Annotated in this window: 14 protein-coding genes; 8 read left to right on the forward strand and 6 right to left on the reverse strand. The window is 60.4% G+C overall.

Annotated features, from left to right (window positions below):
• Nucleotides 1–43 precede the first annotated feature (43 nt).
• Nucleotides 44–2,098, forward strand: a complete 2,055-nt coding sequence (gene paaZ / locus ACIPL2_RS19620; protein ID WP_401358704.1) for a phenylacetic acid degradation bifunctional protein PaaZ — start codon at nucleotides 44–46, stop codon at nucleotides 2,096–2,098.
• A 227-nt stretch (nucleotides 2,099–2,325) separates the two neighbouring features.
• Here paaZ and ACIPL2_RS19625 read toward each other — a convergent pair whose 3' ends face one another.
• From ACIPL2_RS19625 to ACIPL2_RS19635, 3 genes are read right to left on the reverse strand one after another with little or no spacing between them, the layout of a single operon-like run.
• Nucleotides 2,326–3,234: a helix-turn-helix transcriptional regulator gene (locus ACIPL2_RS19625; RefSeq protein WP_401358706.1), complete on the reverse strand. Its 909-nt coding sequence runs from the start codon at nucleotides 3,232–3,234 to the stop codon at nucleotides 2,326–2,328.
• The gene (locus ACIPL2_RS19630; protein ID WP_401358707.1) at nucleotides 3,231–4,649 is read right to left on the reverse strand and encodes an aminotransferase; all 1,419 of its coding nucleotides are present in this window, start codon (nucleotides 4,647–4,649) and stop codon (nucleotides 3,231–3,233) included. Before ACIPL2_RS19630 ends, ACIPL2_RS19625 begins: the two co-directional genes overlap by 4 nt.
• A 30-nt stretch (nucleotides 4,650–4,679) precedes the next feature.
• A complete protein-coding gene (locus tag ACIPL2_RS19635; protein ID WP_401358709.1) occupies nucleotides 4,680–5,783 on the reverse strand; it encodes a polyamine ABC transporter substrate-binding protein in 1,104 nt (367 codons plus the stop codon).
• 250 nt (nucleotides 5,784–6,033) lie between these two features.
• Between ACIPL2_RS19635 and ACIPL2_RS19640 the strand changes: the two genes are divergently transcribed.
• From ACIPL2_RS19640 to ACIPL2_RS19650, 3 genes are all read left to right on the forward strand, one after another.
• Nucleotides 6,034–7,203: an aromatic ring-hydroxylating dioxygenase subunit alpha gene (locus ACIPL2_RS19640; RefSeq protein WP_401358710.1), complete on the forward strand. Its 1,170-nt coding sequence runs from the start codon at nucleotides 6,034–6,036 to the stop codon at nucleotides 7,201–7,203.
• 154 nt (nucleotides 7,204–7,357) lie between these two features.
• On the forward strand, nucleotides 7,358–9,019 hold the full coding sequence (locus ACIPL2_RS19645) for a choline dehydrogenase (protein ID WP_401358712.1): 1,662 nt from the start codon (nucleotides 7,358–7,360) through the stop codon (nucleotides 9,017–9,019).
• Between the two features lie 9 nt (nucleotides 9,020–9,028).
• Nucleotides 9,029–10,093 (forward strand): GlxA family transcriptional regulator, encoded by a 1,065-nt coding sequence (locus tag ACIPL2_RS19650; protein ID WP_401358713.1) that lies wholly within the window; start codon nucleotides 9,029–9,031, stop codon nucleotides 10,091–10,093.
• A gap of 2 nt (nucleotides 10,094–10,095) precedes the next feature.
• Here ACIPL2_RS19650 and ACIPL2_RS19655 read toward each other — a convergent pair whose 3' ends face one another.
• Entirely contained in the window at nucleotides 10,096–10,824 is a 729-nt protein-coding gene (locus ACIPL2_RS19655; RefSeq protein ID WP_401358714.1) for a class II aldolase and adducin N-terminal domain-containing protein, read from the reverse strand.
• A 203-nt stretch (nucleotides 10,825–11,027) separates the two neighbouring features.
• Between ACIPL2_RS19655 and ACIPL2_RS19660 the strand changes: the two genes are divergently transcribed.
• Both ACIPL2_RS19660 and ACIPL2_RS19665 read left to right on the forward strand, forming a co-directional pair.
• Nucleotides 11,028–12,503 (forward strand): aldehyde dehydrogenase family protein, encoded by a 1,476-nt coding sequence (locus tag ACIPL2_RS19660; RefSeq protein WP_401358715.1) that lies wholly within the window; start codon nucleotides 11,028–11,030, stop codon nucleotides 12,501–12,503.
• Between the two features lie 105 nt (nucleotides 12,504–12,608).
• Nucleotides 12,609–13,544 (forward strand): choline ABC transporter substrate-binding protein, encoded by a 936-nt coding sequence (locus tag ACIPL2_RS19665; protein ID WP_401358716.1) that lies wholly within the window; start codon nucleotides 12,609–12,611, stop codon nucleotides 13,542–13,544.
• A 266-nt stretch (nucleotides 13,545–13,810) separates the two neighbouring features.
• On the opposite strand, the gene ACIPL2_RS19670 is transcribed toward ACIPL2_RS19665, so the two are convergent.
• Entirely contained in the window at nucleotides 13,811–14,128 is a 318-nt protein-coding gene (locus ACIPL2_RS19670; RefSeq protein WP_401358717.1) for a hypothetical protein, read from the reverse strand.
• A gap of 448 nt (nucleotides 14,129–14,576) precedes the next feature.
• Between ACIPL2_RS19670 and ACIPL2_RS19675 the strand changes: the two genes are divergently transcribed.
• Together ACIPL2_RS19675 and ACIPL2_RS19680 are read left to right on the forward strand one after the other, a co-directional pair.
• Nucleotides 14,577–15,698, forward strand: a complete 1,122-nt coding sequence (locus tag ACIPL2_RS19675; protein WP_401358718.1) for an HlyD family secretion protein — start codon at nucleotides 14,577–14,579, stop codon at nucleotides 15,696–15,698.
• On the forward strand, nucleotides 15,695–17,287 hold the full coding sequence (locus ACIPL2_RS19680) for a DHA2 family efflux MFS transporter permease subunit (protein WP_401358719.1): 1,593 nt from the start codon (nucleotides 15,695–15,697) through the stop codon (nucleotides 17,285–17,287). Before ACIPL2_RS19675 ends, ACIPL2_RS19680 begins: the two co-directional genes overlap by 4 nt.
• Here the strand turns inward: ACIPL2_RS19680 and ACIPL2_RS19685 are convergent, their stop codons facing one another.
• Nucleotides 17,288–17,728, reverse strand: coding sequence for a carboxymuconolactone decarboxylase family protein (locus tag ACIPL2_RS19685; protein WP_401358720.1), 441 nt, complete (start codon nucleotides 17,726–17,728; stop codon nucleotides 17,288–17,290).
• Nucleotides 17,729–17,801 lie beyond the last annotated feature (73 nt).

Raw genomic sequence — 17,801 nt, forward strand, 5'->3', positions numbered from 1 at the left:
GTCACGGTCGCGCCAAAACCTTTCACAACCAGGAGCAATCGTGATGCCTCACGCCCCTACCCTGCAAAGTTTCATCGCCGGTCGCTGGATCGGTCAACACGGTGCCCAGGTGCTGCGCAGCGCCATCGACGGCCATGAGATTGCGCGTACCCACGAAGAACGCCCGGACTTCGCCGAAGCCATCGAGCACGGTCGCCGCCAAGGCGTCAGCGGGCTGATGGCGCTGGACTTCCAGCAACGGGCCCAGCGTCTCAAGGCCCTGGCCTTGTACCTGAGCGAACGCAAAGAACAGCTGTACGCGATCTCCCACCACAGCGGCGCCACCCGCGCTGACAGCTGGATCGACATCGAGGGCGGCAACAGCACGTTGTTCACCTACGCCAGCCTTGGCTCGCGGGAATTGCCCTCGGGCAACATCGTCCACGAAGGCCCGGCGATGCAATTGAGCAAACTCGGCACCTTCGCCGGCACCCACATTCTGGTGCCACGCGGCGGTCTGGCGGTGCACATCAACGCGTTCAACTTCCCGATCTGGGGCATGCTGGAAAAATTCGCCCCGAGCTTTCTCGCCGGCATGCCGTGCATCGTCAAACCGGCCAGCGCCACCAGCTACCTGACCGAAGCCGTGGTGCGACTGATGGACGAATCCGGTTTGCTCCCGGCGGGCAGCCTGCAATTGATCATCGGCAGCACCGGTGATTTGCTCGATCGCCTGCAAGGCCAGGACGTAGTGACCTTCACCGGTTCCGCCGACACCGCCGCCAAGCTGCGCGTCAACCCGAACCTGATCCGCAATTCGGTGCCGTTCAACGCTGAAGCCGACTCGCTGAACTGCGCAATCCTCGCCCCGGACGTGACCCCGGACGACGAAGAGTTTGAGCTGTTCATCAAGGAAGTCGCCCGCGAGATGACCACCAAGGCCGGGCAGAAATGCACCGCCATCCGCCGCGCGATTGTCCCGGCCAAATACATTGATGCAGTCGCCACTCGCTTGCGCGATCGCCTGAAAAAAGTCGTGGTCGGCGACCCATCGGTGGAAGGCGTGCGCATGGGCCCATTGGCCTCCCACGATCAACAAACAGACGTCGCCGAGCGCCTGGAAAGCCTGTTGCAGAGCAGCGATCTGTTGTTCGGCGCCCGCGACGGTTTCGAACCGCGCGGTGAAAACGTCAGCCAGGGTGCGTTCTTCGCGCCGACTCTGTTGCAGGCTCGCGACCCACACGCCGAAGGTGGCGCGCACGACATCGAAGCGTTTGGTCCGGTCAGCACCTTGATGGCTTACGACGACCTGGACGAAGCACTGGTTCTGGCCGCTCGCGGCAAGGGCAGCCTGGTGGCCAGTCTGATCACCAAAGACCCACAAATCGCCGCCAAGGCCATCCCGGTCGCCGCGGCCTGGCACGGTCGCTTGCTGGTACTGGATCGCGAATCCGCCGCCGAATCCACCGGCCACGGCTCGCCCCTGCCACAACTCAAGCACGGCGGCCCGGGCCGTGCCGGCGGCGGTGAAGAACTCGGCGGCTTGCGCGCGGTGAAACACTACCTGCAACGCGCCGCGGTGCAAGGCTCGCCGACCATGCTCGCCGCCGTCACCGGTGAACACGTGCGCGGCGCCAAAGTCATCGAAACCGAAGTGCACCCGTTCCGCCGCTTCTTCCAGGATTTGCAGATCGGCGAATCGCTGCTCACCCACCGCCGCACCGTGACCGAGGCCGACCTGGTGAACTTCGGTTGCCTGTCCGGCGACCACTTCTACATGCACTTCGACGACATCGCCGCCAAGGAATCGCAATTCGGCAAACGCATCGCCCACGGCTACTTCGTGCTCTCGGCCGCAGCCGGGCTGTTCGTGTCCCCGGCGCCCGGCCCGGTCCTGGCCAACTACGGCCTCGACACCTTGCGCTTCATCAACCCGGTGGGCATCGGCGACACCATCCAGGCACGCCTGACCTGCAAACGCAAAATCGACCAGGGCAAAAAGAGCCCGCAAGGGATTCCGCAAGGCGTGGTGGCGTGGGACGTGGAAGTCACTAACCAGCTGGGCGAGCTGGTCGCCAGCTACGATATTCTGACCCTGGTGGTGAAGCGCGAGGACTAACGCAAAGCGGCTGATCGTTCCCACACTGTAGGAGCGAGCTTGCTCGCGATGGACCTGAGGACGACGCGTTTATCCAGAAAACACGCGTAATCGTTAACTTCCATCGCGAGCAAGCTCGCTCCTACAGGGGGTATCCGTTCGCTTGACTGACCGGTAACAACTTGATGACCTTCTAATCCCCGCAATCTCTACTGAGCTGCCGCAGGCTGCGATCTTTTGACATTGATTCAATGCCTGCGCAACCACTCGATAAACAAAGCAAACAACTCCGCCTGCGAACCGACGTTCAGTTTCAAATACAGGTTCTTGCGGTGCATGCGCACCGTCTCCGGCGAGATGTTCAGCTGGCTGGCTGTGGATTTCACCGAGTGCCCGCGCAGCACCATGTGCGCCACTTCCCGCTCGCGTTCGGTCAGCAAGTCGCTGCCAAAATGCTCGAAAGCCGATTGCACTCGTTGCTTGAGATCGTCACGCCCGCTCGCGTCGTGATCGCTCTGGATCTCCGAACGATGCTGCAGGCCACGCTGGCCGAATTCGGCAATGAACTCGCGCACCAGCGGTTCAACGGCCCGCAACAGGTTCAGTTGTTCGACCCGCAGGCTCTCACCGCCGAAGCCTTGAAAGAGGCTCACGGAAATCTGCGTGTCATTGCCGGTATTCACCAGGTAAAAACTGTCCTCCGAACTGCCCGCCTTCAAGTAGTAAGTCTTGTAGTACTCACTGTCGAAGAAGTTGTCCGGGGCAATTTCCTCCAGGTGATAAAAGCCTTCCGCCAATCCCTGCTCCACCGCCAGGCAAAACGGGTCGAGCAGGTAGCCCCCGGAAAAATAGCGTTCGAGCAACGACACCCGATACTGCTCCGCGATGCCTTGCTGATACAGCAACTGTGGCGCACGGTCCTTGTGCTCCAGGCTGATCATCACCGATTCGATCGACACCAGATGCCCGAACGCCGACGCCAGATAGCGCAGCGCGTCGGGTTCATCGATGTGGGCGAATGCCTCGCGCAGATCACCATGCCATTTGTGCAAGGCGCCGAAGGGCAAGGCGATCAAGGTGTCGTCGTTGGGTTTGCTCATGCCCCGCAGTCTAGCGGGAGAACCGAGACCTCGTAAGCGCCCGCTGATCGAACTCATTGGCCGAAGTACTGGCCGCTCTGTTCAAGCTCGGCCGCCACCTCAAGAATGCACACCCGCAAGGTCTCGACGATTTCATCCACCTGGGCGCACGTCAGGATCAGCGGCGGCGACATCACGTTAAGGTGCATGATCGGCCGCACCAGCAACCCTCGGGCCTGCGCCCGCGAATGAATCCGCTCGCCAATGTTGATCTCGTCGGCAAACAGCGCCTTGGTGCGCTTGTCGGCCACGAACTCCACGCACGCCATGAATTTCAGGCAGCGTACATCGCCCACCAGCGGCAAATCACTGAGCGTCGCCAAGCGTTCTTCCAGATAAGCGCCCACCCCATCGACATGCGCCAGCAGGTTTTCCCGCTCGATGATTTCGATGTTCTTCAGCGCCGCGGTGCAGCACACCGGATGACCGCTGTAGGTGAAACCGTGGGTAAAGCAGCGGCCCTTGCCCGGCTCGGCGATCACTTTCCAGATTCGGTCGGAAAAGATACAGGCCCCCAGCGGCAGATAAGCAGACGTCAGCCCTTTGGCCGTGGTGATGATGTCGGGCTGCACGTCGAACACCTCATAGGACGCGAAAAACTTGCCCAGCCGGCCGAAGGACGTCACCACTTCATCGGCGACGAACAGAATGTCGTAGCGCTGGCAGACTTCCCACATGCGTTTCAGGTAGCCCTTGGGCGGAATGATCACGCCGCCGGAGCCCATGACCGGCTCGGCAAAAAAGCCCGCGACCTTGTCCGCGCCGATGGCCAGGATCTTGTCCTCAAACTCCTGCACCAGAAACTCGAGGAACTGCGTTTCGTCCATGCCGGCCGGCGCGCGGTAAGGGTTCGGGTTGGACACGTGGTGAATGAGGTCGTTGGCATAATCGAACTCCGGCACACGGTCGGCCGCCTTGTTACCTATCGACATCGTCAGCGTGGTCGAGCCGTGATAGGCATTGAAGCGCGCGATGACGTGCTTCTTGTCCGGTTTGCCGCGGCAGTTCTGGTAGTACTGAATCAACCGGTACGCCGTGTCCACGGCGGTGGAGCCGCCCGTGGTCAGGAACACATGATCGAGATCTCCTGGCGCCAGGCTGGCGAGCTTCTCGCACAGTTGGATGGCGACGTTGTTGGACATGTCGGAGAACGGGTTCGAATACGCCAGTCGCCGCACCTGATCGGCAATCGCCAACGCCATCTCTTCACGGCCCAGACCAATGTTCGTGCACCACATGCCACCGACGGCGTCCAGGAAACGGTTGCCCTGGGTGTCGTAGATATAGGCGCCGTCACCGGCCACAATGTTCAACGAACCCTGTTCGGCATGCTCGTCGAACATGTGATAGCCGTGCATGTAGTGAGCCTTATCGGCTTTGACCAAGTGCGACTCATCAACGGCGGACACTACTTTTCTGGTGGGCGTAGCCATATGAAAACCTCGAACCGAATAGTTGAATGATCAGATCCCGCTTTTCACCGTGCTCCAGACACGGGTCATGGCGCGCATGTCTTTCGCGTCCTGGGTCTTTTGCGGAAACAGGCGCTGGCGGGTTTCTTCATCGGGATAAATGGCGGGGTTGTTGCGCACATCGGCACTCAGCAACGGCGTCGCGGCCGCGTTACTGTTGGCGTAGTGGATGTAATCCGTCACATCGGCCATCACCTGCGGCTGCATCAGGTAATCGAGAAACTTGTGTGCGTTGGCGACATGCGGGGCATCGGCTGGAATGTACATATTGTCAAACCAGATCAACGAGCCTTCCGAAGGAATGAAATAGGACAGCTTGATGTTCAGCTTGGCTTCTTCGGCACGGGCCATGGCCGTCGCATAATCGCCGGACCAGGTCATGGCCATGCACACATCGCCATTGGGCAGGCTGGTCAGGTAGTTGACCGAATCGAATTTGCGGATGTAAGGCCGCACGGACAACAGCAACTCTTGCGCAGCTTTCAAGTCTGCCGGCGCGGCACTTCTCGGGTCTCGACCAAGGTAATTCAGCGCCAGCGGGATAACTTCCGTGGGTGCATCGACCAAGGTCACGCCGCAGTCGGCGAAGCGCGAAACGATTTTCGGATCGAAGATCATCGCCAATGAGCCGATCGGCGCATCCGGCATGCGCTCCTTGATCTTGTCGACGTTGTACGTGATGCCGTTACTGCCCCAGGTATAAGGCGCGGAGTACAGGGTACCGGCATCGAAGCCTTGCATGTCCTGCAGGACTTTAGGGTCGAGGTTGGTCCAGCGCGGCAGCAACTTTTTATCCAGGGGCTGGAACACTTTGGCTTTGATCAACGGCGGAGCGAGGGAGGCGTTCAGTACCACCAGGTCATAACCGGAGTGCCCGGTGAGCAACTTGGCCTGGACAGTTTCATAGGCATCGAAGGTGTCGTAGATGACTTTGATACCCGTGGCTTTTTCAAAATCAGCCAGGGTTTTTTCACCGATGTAATCCGCCCAGTTATAGAGCCGCAGCGTATGGCTGTCGTCCACCTCGGCGGCCTGGGCATGGGTTAGAAAGGGCACGAAAAACAAGCTGGAAATCACCGTGAGGGCCTTGCGCATAGCAAATTCACCTTATCAAGCGAGTTCGGCTCTGGATGAGCGGACAAGCCTACTATTGGGTGGTTTGGCGAGTGGCGCCATACCCCGAATGGGTGTGTGGATTAGGTGGTGATCATCACGCGCCCACGGGGTTGATGATTTGCTCACGCAACTGGTCGCAATCCATCAATCCAGTCCCTTCCCCGCGCCCTAGATTAACGCCCAGAACACGTCGTCGTGCCGTGCGGCCAGTCACTGTGGAGATCGCCCCATGCAAAACTTCCAAACCCGCAAACAGCAAAGCCCCGTAGAGGGTTGGGACCATCAGGATCCGGAAGAAGCCTTCACCCTGCCCTCGCGTTATTTTTTTGACGAGACGCTGTTCAAGGCTGAGCGCGACAATATTTTCATGCATGCCTGGCATGTGGCCGGGCACGTCAGCGAGTTCGCCGAGCCGGGGCAGTATGTGGTGACGGATCTGTTCGACCAGAGCGTGGTGGTGGCGAAAAATCGTCAGGGCCAGATCCATGCGTTCCACAACGTTTGCCAGCATCGCGGCAATCGCTTGCTCGAAGCGCGTCGCGGCACCACGGGCGGCGTGGTCCGCTGCGCCTATCACTCGTGGTGCTACGAAATGGACGGCAGCCTGCGCAGCGCACCCCGTTGCGAGAAGATGAAGAACTTCGAGTTGCAGCAGTTCAACATTCCGCAAATTCGCACGGAGGAACTGGGCGGTTTCATCTACTTCAACCTCGACCCGGCAGCGCCGTCGTTGCGGGACTTGTTCCCCGGTGCCGATGAGGAGATGCGCCGGGTGTTTCCGGATCTGGAGAACATGCACCTGATCGAGGAGCAGGACGTGATCGTGCCGGCCAACTGGAAGGTGATCATGGACAATTCCATCGAGGGCTATCACTTCAAGTTGTCCGGGCCGTGCCATATCGACCTGGCCAAACTGATCGACTTCAAGGGCTATCAGTTGACCAAACGCGACAACTGGTGGACCTACGTCGCCCCGGCCAACCTCACGGCAACCGAAGCCTACGGTGTGCCGCTGAAAAGCGAGGTGAACCCGGACGAATGCTTTTTCAACATCGGCATGTGGCCGAACAACACCTTCTATACCTTCCCGTTCTCGGAGTTTCTCGGCTCGTTCATCATGATTCCGCTGGACGCCGAACGCTCGCTGCTGCGCTTTGGGTATTACTCCACCAACAGCGAAACGGCGGCGGTCACCGCGTCCTGCATGAAGTGGATGAATGAGGATCTGGGGCCGGAAGACATCGCGCTGAACATCTCGGTGCAGAAAGGCCTGCATTCCCTCGGCTACGACCAGGGCCGCTACATGATCGACGCCCAGCGCAGCAACGAAAGCGAGCACTTGGTGCATCACTTCCATCGGTTGGTGTTCAACGGAATTCACGGGCCGTCGGCAGCCTGAGACCGTCAGTTCAACACGGTCAAATGTGGGAGCGGGCTTGCTCGCGAAAGCGATGTGTCAGCCAACATAGATGTTGGATGTTATGGCCCCTTCGCGAGCAAGCCCGCTCCCACAGGTTTTGTACCGACCTTTCATTGATGGAGCACAGCGAACCATGACCGACCATGAGTTTGATTACCTGATTGTGGGCGCAGGGTCAGCAGGCTGCGTGCTGGCCAACCGTTTGGGCGAAGACCCGGCGGTGCAGATCCTGCTGCTGGAAGCCGGCCCGGCAGACAAGAGCTGGACCATCGACATGCCGTCCGCCGTGGGCATCGTCGTCGGCGGGACGCGCTACAACTGGAGCTACAGCTCCGAGCCGGAACCGTATCTGGACGGACGCCGGATCGGCACTCCGCGAGGCCGGACGCTGGGCGGTTCGTCGTCGATCAATGGCATGGTTTACATCCGTGGCCATGCCCGGGATTACGACGGCTGGGCCGAGCAAGGCTGCGACGGCTGGGGTTATCAGGACGTGTTGCCGTACTTCAAACGAGCGCAAACCCATGCCGATGGCGCCGACGACTATCGAGGCGCGACCGGGCATCTGCACGTCACGCCCGGCGATACGCAAACGCCGCTGTGTGCGGCATTCCTGGCGGCGGGCACCGAGGCCGGGTATGGCTTGAGCGATGACTTGAATGGCTATCGTCAGGAGGCGTTCGGGCCGGTGGATCGCACTACCCGCAACGGCCGTCGCTGGAGTACGTCGCGCGGTTATCTGAGCGAAGCACTGGCGCGTGGCAATGTGCGGGTGGCCACCGATGCACTGGCGTTGCGCATTCTGTTTGATGGGAAACGCGCCATCGGGATCGAGTACGAACAGAGCGGTGAAATCCTTCAAGTACACGCCCGGCGCGAAGTATTGCTGACCGCCGGGGCGATCAATTCGCCGCAGCTGTTATTGCTCTCGGGCATCGGACCGGCGGCTGAATTGCGTGACGTGGGGATTAACGTAAAACTTGACCTGCCCGGTGTCGGGCGGCGGCTCAACGATCATCCGGACACCGTCGTGCAGTACCTGTGCAAGCAACCGGTGTCGTTGTATCCCTGGACCACCGCGCCGGGTAAATGGTGGATCGGTGCGCGGTGGTTCGCCACCCATGATGGCTTGGCGGCGAGCAATCATTTCGAAGCCGGGGCGTTCATCCGTTCCCGGGCCGGGGTCGAGCATCCCGACTTGCAGCTGACTTTCATGCCGCTGGCGGTGCAACCCGGCAGCGTCGACCTGGTGCCGGGCCATGCGTTCCAGGTCCACATCGACCTGATGCGCCCCACCAGCCTGGGCAGCGTTACCCTGAACAGTGCCGACCCTCGACAGCCGCCACGCATCCTGTTCAATTACCTGAAAACCGAGCAGGATCGAGCTGACATGCGCGCGGGTGCGCGGCTGGTGCGCGAAATCATCAATCAACACGCCATGGCCGCGTTCAAAGGTGAAGAATTGGTCCCCGGCCCTGCCGCACAGAGCGACGAAGCGCTGGATGCCTGGGCCAGGCAGGTCACGGAAACCGGCTACCATGCCAGCGGCACCTGCAAGATGGGGCCGGCGGGCGACGCGGAAGCGGTGGTCGATCCGCAGTTGCGGGTGCATGGCCTCGACGGCTTGCGGGTGGTGGACGCTTCGATCATGCCGGTGATTGTCAGCGGCAACACCAACGCGCCAACGGTGATGATCGCGGAAAAGGCCAGTGACATGATTCGCGGATTGACGCCTATGACGGCTGCCGAGGCGCCGGTATGGATTCATCCGCAGTGGCAGACACGGCAACGGTAGAGATCACTGATGAGTCATCAATCGTCCAATAATGCAGACACCCGTTTCACCTGGCAGCGTGGCGATGTTGCGCCGCTGCGGGTGGCGGTGCTGCTGTTGCCGTCGTTTTCCAACTTCGGCCTGGCCGCCGTGCTGGAACCGCTGGCCATCGCCAATTGGCTGACCCAACGCCAATTGTTCGAGTGGTCGCTGTTGTCGCTGGACGGCGAACCGGTTCAGGCCAGCAATGGCCTGAGCACCGTGGCCAACGACGGGCTGCGCGCCGACCAGGGTTTCGATGTGTGCCTGGTGATCGCCAGTTTCGATGTGCACAAACACAGCCGCAACCTGGCGCTCAAGAGCTGGCTGCGCAAACAGGCACTGTTCGGCGCGGTGCTGATGGGCGTCGAAACCGGCACCGAATTGCTCGCAGCGGCCGGTGTGCTCGACGGTTATGAAGCGGCCGTGCATTGGGACAACCTGCAAGGGTTTCAGGAAAGCTATCCCCGCGTTCACGCCAAGCCGCAGCTCTACACGCTGGAGCGTCAGCGCATGACCTGCGCCGGCGCAACGACCACGCTGGACATGCTGCTCGGCTGGATCGGCCAAAGCATCGACAGCGATCTGGCGCGGGAAATCGGCATGCACCTGCTGATGGGCAACGTACGCGCGCCGGCGGACAATCAACTCGATAACGGCCTGACCCATAACGGCCTGTACGGCAGCAAGATTCGCCGTGCGGTGCAGTTGATGGAAAAGGCCTTGGAAGAACCGCTCGACTGCGAAGCGATTGCCAGCCAGGTCGGCCTCTCGCGCCGGCAACTCGAGCGGCAGTTCAAGCATCAAACCGGCCTGTCACCGCTCAAGTACTACATCACTTTACGGTTGGCCAAGGCCCACAGCCTGTTGCAGCAAACCCGCCTGAGCGTCGCACAAGTGGCGGCCTGTTCAGGGTTTGGTTCACTGGAACATTTCTCCCGGACCTATCGCGCGCGTTTCGGTTGCCCACCCAGCGAGGATCGCAGCCAGGTCTGGAGCGCCCCGGTGATGCGCCAGCCGTTGCGCAAGGAGCATCGGCCGGCCGAAGCGGATTGATCTTACCGCCGGTAGCCCGGTTCTTCTTCGTCGAGAATCCCCATCAGCGCGTTGAAATGCTTGTCGGCAAAACCCGGATAATCGAGCCACTGCCGGCAAGTCTTACGCGCGATCTCATCGCTGGCGATGCGCAACGCGCGACCGGTTGAAAGTGCGGTGATGTAGGTCTCGCAGGCCCGCTCGAAGTAGTACAGATCATCGAACGCCTGGGCGATGGTGGGCGCCGCGACCAGCAGGCCATGGTTGCCCATCAGCAGAATCGGTTTGTCGCCCAACAGATGGCTGACGCGCTCGGCCTCGTCGCCCAATCCCATGCCGTTGAACCCGTCGTCGATGGCCACCCGCTCGAAAAAGCGCATGCAGTTCTGCTCGATTGGCGGCAGCCGCGAATCCGTCAGGCAAGCCAGCGCCGTCGCGTATTTCGAATGGGTATGCAGGATGCAACGGGCGTGGGGCTGGTTGCGGTGCAAGGCGCTGTGCAAGGCCCATGCGGTGATGTCCGGCGCGTCCGGCCGGTCGAGACTGGCCGGGTCATCGGCATTCACCAGCAGCAAGTCGCTGGCCTTGATCCGCGAGAAATGCTTGCCGTAGGGGTTGATCAAAAACGCCCGCCCGTCCCCCGACACCGCGACGCTGAAGTGATTGGCAATCGACTCGTGCAGGTTCAGCCGCGCGGCCCAGCGAAAGGCGCAGGCCAGGCGGATTCTCAGTTGCTCGACAGGTTGATTCATCGCGTCCCCCACAGTTCGCTTATCGGATGGTTGGCAGTGTAGAGAGACGCCGTGCGCGTACTTGACGGGAAACGACATTGGCTGCCGTTATCTCGCGGCGTTGCAACCGTGGGAAAACGGCGTGGTTATGCCGCGATTGATCAAGAGCAGCGCTGCCAACGCCGCCATAGTGACCGCCACGACCCACTTGGCTGGAGACGCACATGCTGCAGATTCCATTATTCATCGCAGGTAGTTGGCAGGCGCCAGAGACGGCGCGTTACCGCGACGTCATCAACCCCGCGACCGAAGACGTATTGGCGCACGTCGCCGTGGCCGCGGCCGTCGACGCGCAACGGGCAATCAGTGCCGCGCGCGAAGCATTTGATGCCGGGCCGTGGCCGACGATGGCAGTGACCGAGCGTGCCCAACTCATGCAACGGATCGCCGATTTGATCGAACAGGACGCGTCGAATCTCGCTCGTTTGGAAACGCTCAACGCCGGCAAGACCCTTGGCGAAAGTCTGGGCGATGTCGGCAATGTGGTGGCGACGTTCCGTTATTACGCCGCATTGCTGGAAGCCGACAGCGCCAGCGTCAACAGTCATGCCCCAGCCCATGTCATCAGCTTCAACCAACGCGAACCAGTGGGCGTGTGCGCCTTGATTGCGCCGTGGAATTACCCGTTGCTGCAAGCGGTATGGAAGATCGCCCCGGCCCTGGCCGCCGGCAACACCGTGGTGTTCAAACCCAGCAGTCTGACGCCGATGACGGCCCATCGTTTGACTGAGTTGTTGGACGAAGCCGGCTTGCCGGACGGTGTGTTCAACCTGCTCTGCGGTCCGGGTGACGTCGGTGAATTGCTCGCCGCCAGCCATGCAGTGGACCTCGTGTCGCTGACCGGTGGCGCCGGTGCCGGCGGCAAGGTGATGCGCGCGGCCAGCGGCAACTTCAAGCGGGTGGCGCTGGAACTCGGTGGCAAGAACCCGAACATCGTGTTCGCCGATGCTGACTTTGAGGTAGCGCTGGATCAGGCGCTGAACGCGGTGTTTTTCAATGCCGGGCAGATTTGTTCCGCCGGTTCCCGGTTGCTGGTGGAGGACGGGATTCACGATCGTTTCGTCGCGGCGTTGCAGCAACGCATCCTGAAGATTCGCTTGGGCGATGGTCTCGATCCGTTGACGCAAATGGGGCCGCTGATTTCTGCCAGCCAGCGTGATCAGATCCTCACCATGATTGCCGGTGCCGTCGAACAAGGTGCGACCTTGCTGGCCGGCGGGACGATTCCCGAGCAGTTCGAACGCGGCTTCTGGTTGCGACCGACCTTGCTCGGCAATATCACCGCCGACATGCGCATCGCCCAGGAAGAAGTGTTCGGCCCGGTGATCACCGTCGAGCGTTTCAGTGGCGAAGCCCAGGCGCTGCAACTGGCCAACGACACGCCATACGGTCTGGCGGCGGGCGTCTGGACCCGGGACATCGGCAAGGCATATCGCATGGCCAAGCGGCTGCGGGTCGGCACCTTGTGGATCAACGACTACAACGCCGCGTTCCCGCAGGCGCCGTGGGGCGGCTACAAGTCCAGCGGCATCGGCCGTGAACTGTCACGGGCCGGGCTGGATGAGTTCACCGAACTCAAGCACATCTACCTCAATACCGAACCGGCGGCGTTGAACTGGTTCGGTATCGATCAACCCTGACCCGGCCTGGGTCAACGCGTTAAAGCAGGTTTTGCTGCACCTCTAACAACAAGAAAACCGCACACCCCGAACCGCTGCCGACGTTTACCTTTGAGGAGTTGATCCATGAAAGCCTTGGTCTTGCTTGCATCCCTCAGCCTGCCGTTACTGGCCCAGGCCGCGGAACCGGCGTCCTGCGCCACGGTACGTTTTTCCGATGTCGGCTGGACCGACATCACCGTCACCACAGCCATCGCCAGCGAAGTGCTGGAATCCCTCGGTTACACAACCAAAACCACCTTGTTGTCGATCCCCGTAACCTACCGCGCCCTGGCCTCTGGCAAAGACCTGGACGTGTTCCTCGGCAACTGGATGCCCACCACCGAAAACGACATCAAACCCTTTCGCGACGCCGGCACCGTGGAAACCGTGCGCGCCAACCTGCACGGCGCCAAATACACCCTGGCGGTGCCCGACTATGTCTACGACGCGGGGCTGCACGACTTCGCCGACATTGCCAAATTCAAGGACAAACTCAACGCTCAGCTCTACGGCATCGAACCGGGCAACGACGGCAATCGCCTGATCCAGAGCATGATCGACAAGGACGCCTTCGGCCTGAAGGACTTCAAAGTGGTGGAATCCAGCGAAGCCGCCATGCTCTCGCAACTCAAGCGCGCCACACGCAAGCACGAATGGATGGTGTTCCTCGGCTGGGAACCGCACCCGATGAACACGCGCAACAAGATGAAGTACCTCAGTGGCGGCGATGACTACTTCGGCCCGAACTTCGGCCAGGCGACGGTCTACACCAACGTGCGCAAGGACTACCTGAAGGAGTGCAGCAACGTCGGCAAATTGCTGCAAAACATGGAGTTCAGCCTGGCGATGGAGAACCAGTTGATGGACGCGGTGTTGAATCAGAATCAGAAACCGAGGGCGGCGGCCAAGGCGTGGTTGAAGGCGAATCCGGCGGTGTTGGAGGCTTGGCTTGTCGGGGTTAGCAGTCGGGATGGGCAGGATGGAGTGAAAGTCGCCAGCGCGCGATTAGCCGGCCAATAACCGGATCTGCTGAAACAAGTCCTGGTCACAATGCCTTCAGCATATGTTGAATAGCTTTGTGGCCGGACTTGGGAGCATCTGTAAAGAAATCTGCAATACGTGACGCGAACTGTTGGGTATTCAGGAAAGACTCATTCATTGTCAAAGCAGTATCGTTAATCGACACCATGACATAAGCACTCTGACCGTTACCTATAAAACCGATAGAGGCGTGATCGCTGCCATGATGCAAGATCACTAAAAGTGAGTCCCGGGTAATCGGGTACTTATATCAGACCTGTCTCTTCAGCCCCCGTTGGAAGATCAAAGCAAAGATCATCCATGACCAATGACCTTGAGGACCGATCAAACGGCGAACCATCATTTACCCTGTTAACGTCCAACCGCTCTGAATACCCATCATCAAACTGCTCCAGCGATGCAACGAGCTGATCTCGCTGAACTGGGTCAGCCATTAGTTCAAAGAGCAACGCAGCGGATGCTTCGTAACCATTTTTTGTTTTCAGATCGGCATTGAACCCCTTCACCTCGCGAAGCACGTAGGCAAGCTCGGTCTTTGAAAGGTGGGGGCTGGCATCAGTCATAAAATTCACTCTAGATAAGGCTGAACCTTTTCATGCCATTGTTTTGCCAACGCTTTAGTCATCGGTACAACCCAGACTTTCACCTGAAAGGGATTTCCAAAGGTGTCATAGGCCGGTATGGAGGAAATGGGCCGTTGTAGCGGCATAATCGAGCTTCCTGGCGCGTTTTATTGTTGAATTCCTTGAGGATCAATTTGAACCGCCATTGGCAAAATTCCAGTTTTGCGCACGTTTCCAATCTGCGATTGAAGCTAGCACAGGCAGCAAAAGTCCGTGCCCACACGCTTTTTTCCGGATGTTTCTCAGACCATGAAATGCGCCCGCCATCGCACCTTCCAGACGTGCGACTAGACACCTGACGACCGGCAAAAAAAATCAATTGCTACCAAATATGACATGCGTCATATTACACACGTAATTAAACGCCGTTTCCCACAGGTATTCCTTCATGACCAGCATGCCCAGCCTCGACTCCGACCTTGCTGTCCCGGTGAGCACACCCAAGCCTCCCCTGCTCAAGCGGTTGATCTTGCTGACTGCGGTCATCGCGGCCGTGGTGTTCGCCGGGCTGTATGCGACTCACTGGTGGGCCGCTGGCCGCTTCATTGAAGAAACCGACGACGCCTACATCGGTGGCGACGTGACGGTGATCGGGCCGAAGGTGGCGGGTTACATCGATGAAGTGCTGGTCACCGACAATCAGAAGGTCAGGGCCGGGGATGTGTTGATTCGCCTTGATTCCCGCGATTACCGCGCCAACCTGGCCAAGGCCGAAGGCGCGGTGGCCGCTGAAGAGGCGCTGCTGGCTAACCTCGACGCTACCGAACAGCTGCAACACGCCGTTATCGGCCAGGCCCGCGCCGGGATTGATGCCACCAACGCCGAAACCACTCGTTCACGGGACGACAATGCCCGCTATAAACGCCTGGTCAGCACCAACGCCGTCTCGGTGGAAAGTGCCCAACGCGTCGACGCCACGTTCAAGACGGCGCAAGCCCAAGGTGCCCGTGCCCAGGCTGAACTGCTGGCGGCACAACGGCAATTGAACGTGATCGCCACCCAGAAACAGCAAGCCCGCGCCGCGCTGATCCAGGCCAAGGCCGAGCGCGATCTGGCGCAATTGAACGTGGCTTACACCGAATTGAAAGCACCGGTGGACGGTGTGATCGGCAATCGCCGAGCGCGGGTCGGCGCTTATGCCCAGGCTGGTTCGCAACTGCTGTCGGTGGTGCCGTCCAGCGGTCTGTGGGTCGACGCCAACTTCAAGGAAGATCAACTGTCGCGCATGACGCCCGGCCAACGGGTGGTCATTCATGCCGATGTGCTCTCCGGGCAGGAATTCCACGGTCACCTGGACAGCCTCGCCCCAGCCAGTGGTTCGCAGTTCAGCGTGCTGCCACCGGAAAACGCCACCGGCAACTTCACCAAAATCGTCCAGCGGGTGCCGGTGCGGATCCTGCTCGACCCGGCCGATGGCGTACTCGGCCATCTGCGTCCGGGCTTGTCGGTCACAGCGGAAGTCGACACGCGCAAGGAGCCTGAAACCCCAGCCGTGGCCAGCGCGCCATGAGCCGAGCCCTCGCCGCCCCCGCGCCACCGTTCAATGCCGCGAGCATGGCGACGGCGACCAAGGTCTTCGCCTTCGCCAGCATGTGCATCGGCATGTTCATTGCGCTGCTGGATATCCAGATCGTTTCGGCGTCGTTGCGTGACATCGGCGGCGGGCTCTCGGCCGGCACCGACGAAACTGCGTGGGTGCAGACCAGTTACCTGATCGCTGAAATCATCGTGATCCCGCTGTCCGGTTGGTTGTCCCGGGTGTTCTCGACGCGCTGGCTGTTCTGCGCATCAGCCGTAGGATTTACCCTGGCCAGCCTGCTGTGCGGCGCGGCCTGGAACATACAGAGCATGATCGCCTTCCGCGCCCTGCAAGGGTTTCTCGGCGGTTCGATGATTCCGCTGGTGTTCACCACCGCGTTCTTTTTCTTCACCGGTAAACAACGAGTGATTGCCGCCGCGACCATCGGCGCCGTGGCTTCATTAGCGCCCACCCTGGGACCGGTGATCGGTGGCTGGATCACCGATGTGTCGTCCTGGCACTGGCTGTTCTACATCAACCTGGTGCCGGGGATTTTCGTCGCCGTGGCGGTGCCGATGCTGGTGAAGATCGATCAACCGGAACTCTCACTGCTCAAGGGCGCCGATTACCTGAGCATGGTGTTCATGGCGCTGTTTCTCGGCTGCCTGGAATACACCCTCGAAGAAGGCCCGCGCTGGAACTGGTTCAGCGACAGCACGATCCTGACCACCGCGTGGATCAGCGGTCTGGCCGGCCTGGCCTTCATCGGCCGGACGTTGCACGTGGCCAACCCGATCGTTGATTTACGCGCCTTGAAAGACCGCAACTTCGCCCTCGGCTGCTTCTTTTCGTTTGTCACCGGGATTGGCCTGTTCGCGACTATTTACCTGACGCCGCTGTTTCTCGGCCGGGTGCGCGGCTATGGCGCGCTGGACATTGGTCTGGCGGTTTTTTCCACCGGGGTGTTCCAGATCATGGCGATTCCGCTGTACGCCTTTCTGGCCAACCGCGTCGATCTGCGCTGGATCATGATGACCGGCCTTGGGCTGTTCGCGCTGTCGATGTGGGATTTCAGCCCGATCACCCATGACTGGGGGGCTAAAGAGTTGATGCTGCCGCAAGCCCTGCGCGGGATTGCCCAGCAATTGGCGGTGCCGCCAGCGGTGACCCTGACCCTCGGTGGGCTGGCGCCAGCGCGGCTCAAACATGCCTCGGGGTTGTTCAACTTGATGCGAAACCTGGGCGGAGCCATCGGCATCGCCGCCTGCGCGACCATCCTCAACGACCGCACCAACCTGCACTTCACACGGTTGGCGGAAAACCTCAACAGCAGCAACGAAGCGCTCAATCAGTGGCTGTCCCAGGTCGGCAACAACTTCGCCGCCCTTGGCCAGAGCGGCGATGCCGGCGTCACCGCCAGCCTGCATCAGCTATGGCTGCTGACCTACCGCGAAGCCCAGACGCAAACCTATGGCGATGCGTTCCTGATGATCGGGGTGTGCTTCGTCATCGCCACGGCGATGGTGCCCTTGATGCGCAAGGTGCAACCACCGGCCGCGCCGTCAGCTGACGCTCATTGATCAGGCTTGGGGCATTTTACGGAAGCCCACAGCCAGGCGGTTCCAGGCGTTGATGGTGGTAATGGCCACGGTCAGGTCGACCAATTCCTTGGGGCTGAACTCGGACGCCGCCAGTTCGTAATCCTCATCCGGCGCATGCGTCTGGCTCAGCAGCGTCAAGGACTCGGTCCACGTCAGCGCCGCACGTTCACGCGGGGTGAAGAACGGCGTTTCACGCCAGGCCGACAGCGTATGCAGGCGGCGCGGGTCTTCACCGCCCTTGAGGGCATCGGCGCTGTGCATATCGAGGCAGAACGCGCAGCCGTTGATTTGCGAAGTGCGCAGCTTGACCAGTTCGATCAGGTTTTTTTCCAGCGGCAACTTCGACACAGCGGTTTCCAGCGCGATCATCGCTTTGAGGGCGTCAGGGGAAGCGGTGTAGAAATCGATACGAGGTTTCATGGTGGGTTCCAGTGCAAGTGGGTGTGGGGGATACGTTAGTCCCGCTGACCCATTGCACAAATAGCCAATATTT

Origin of the sequence: Pseudomonas sp. NPDC086251 (assembly GCF_044746405.1) — a bacterium.
Lineage (GTDB): Bacteria > Pseudomonadota > Gammaproteobacteria > Pseudomonadales > Pseudomonadaceae > Aquipseudomonas.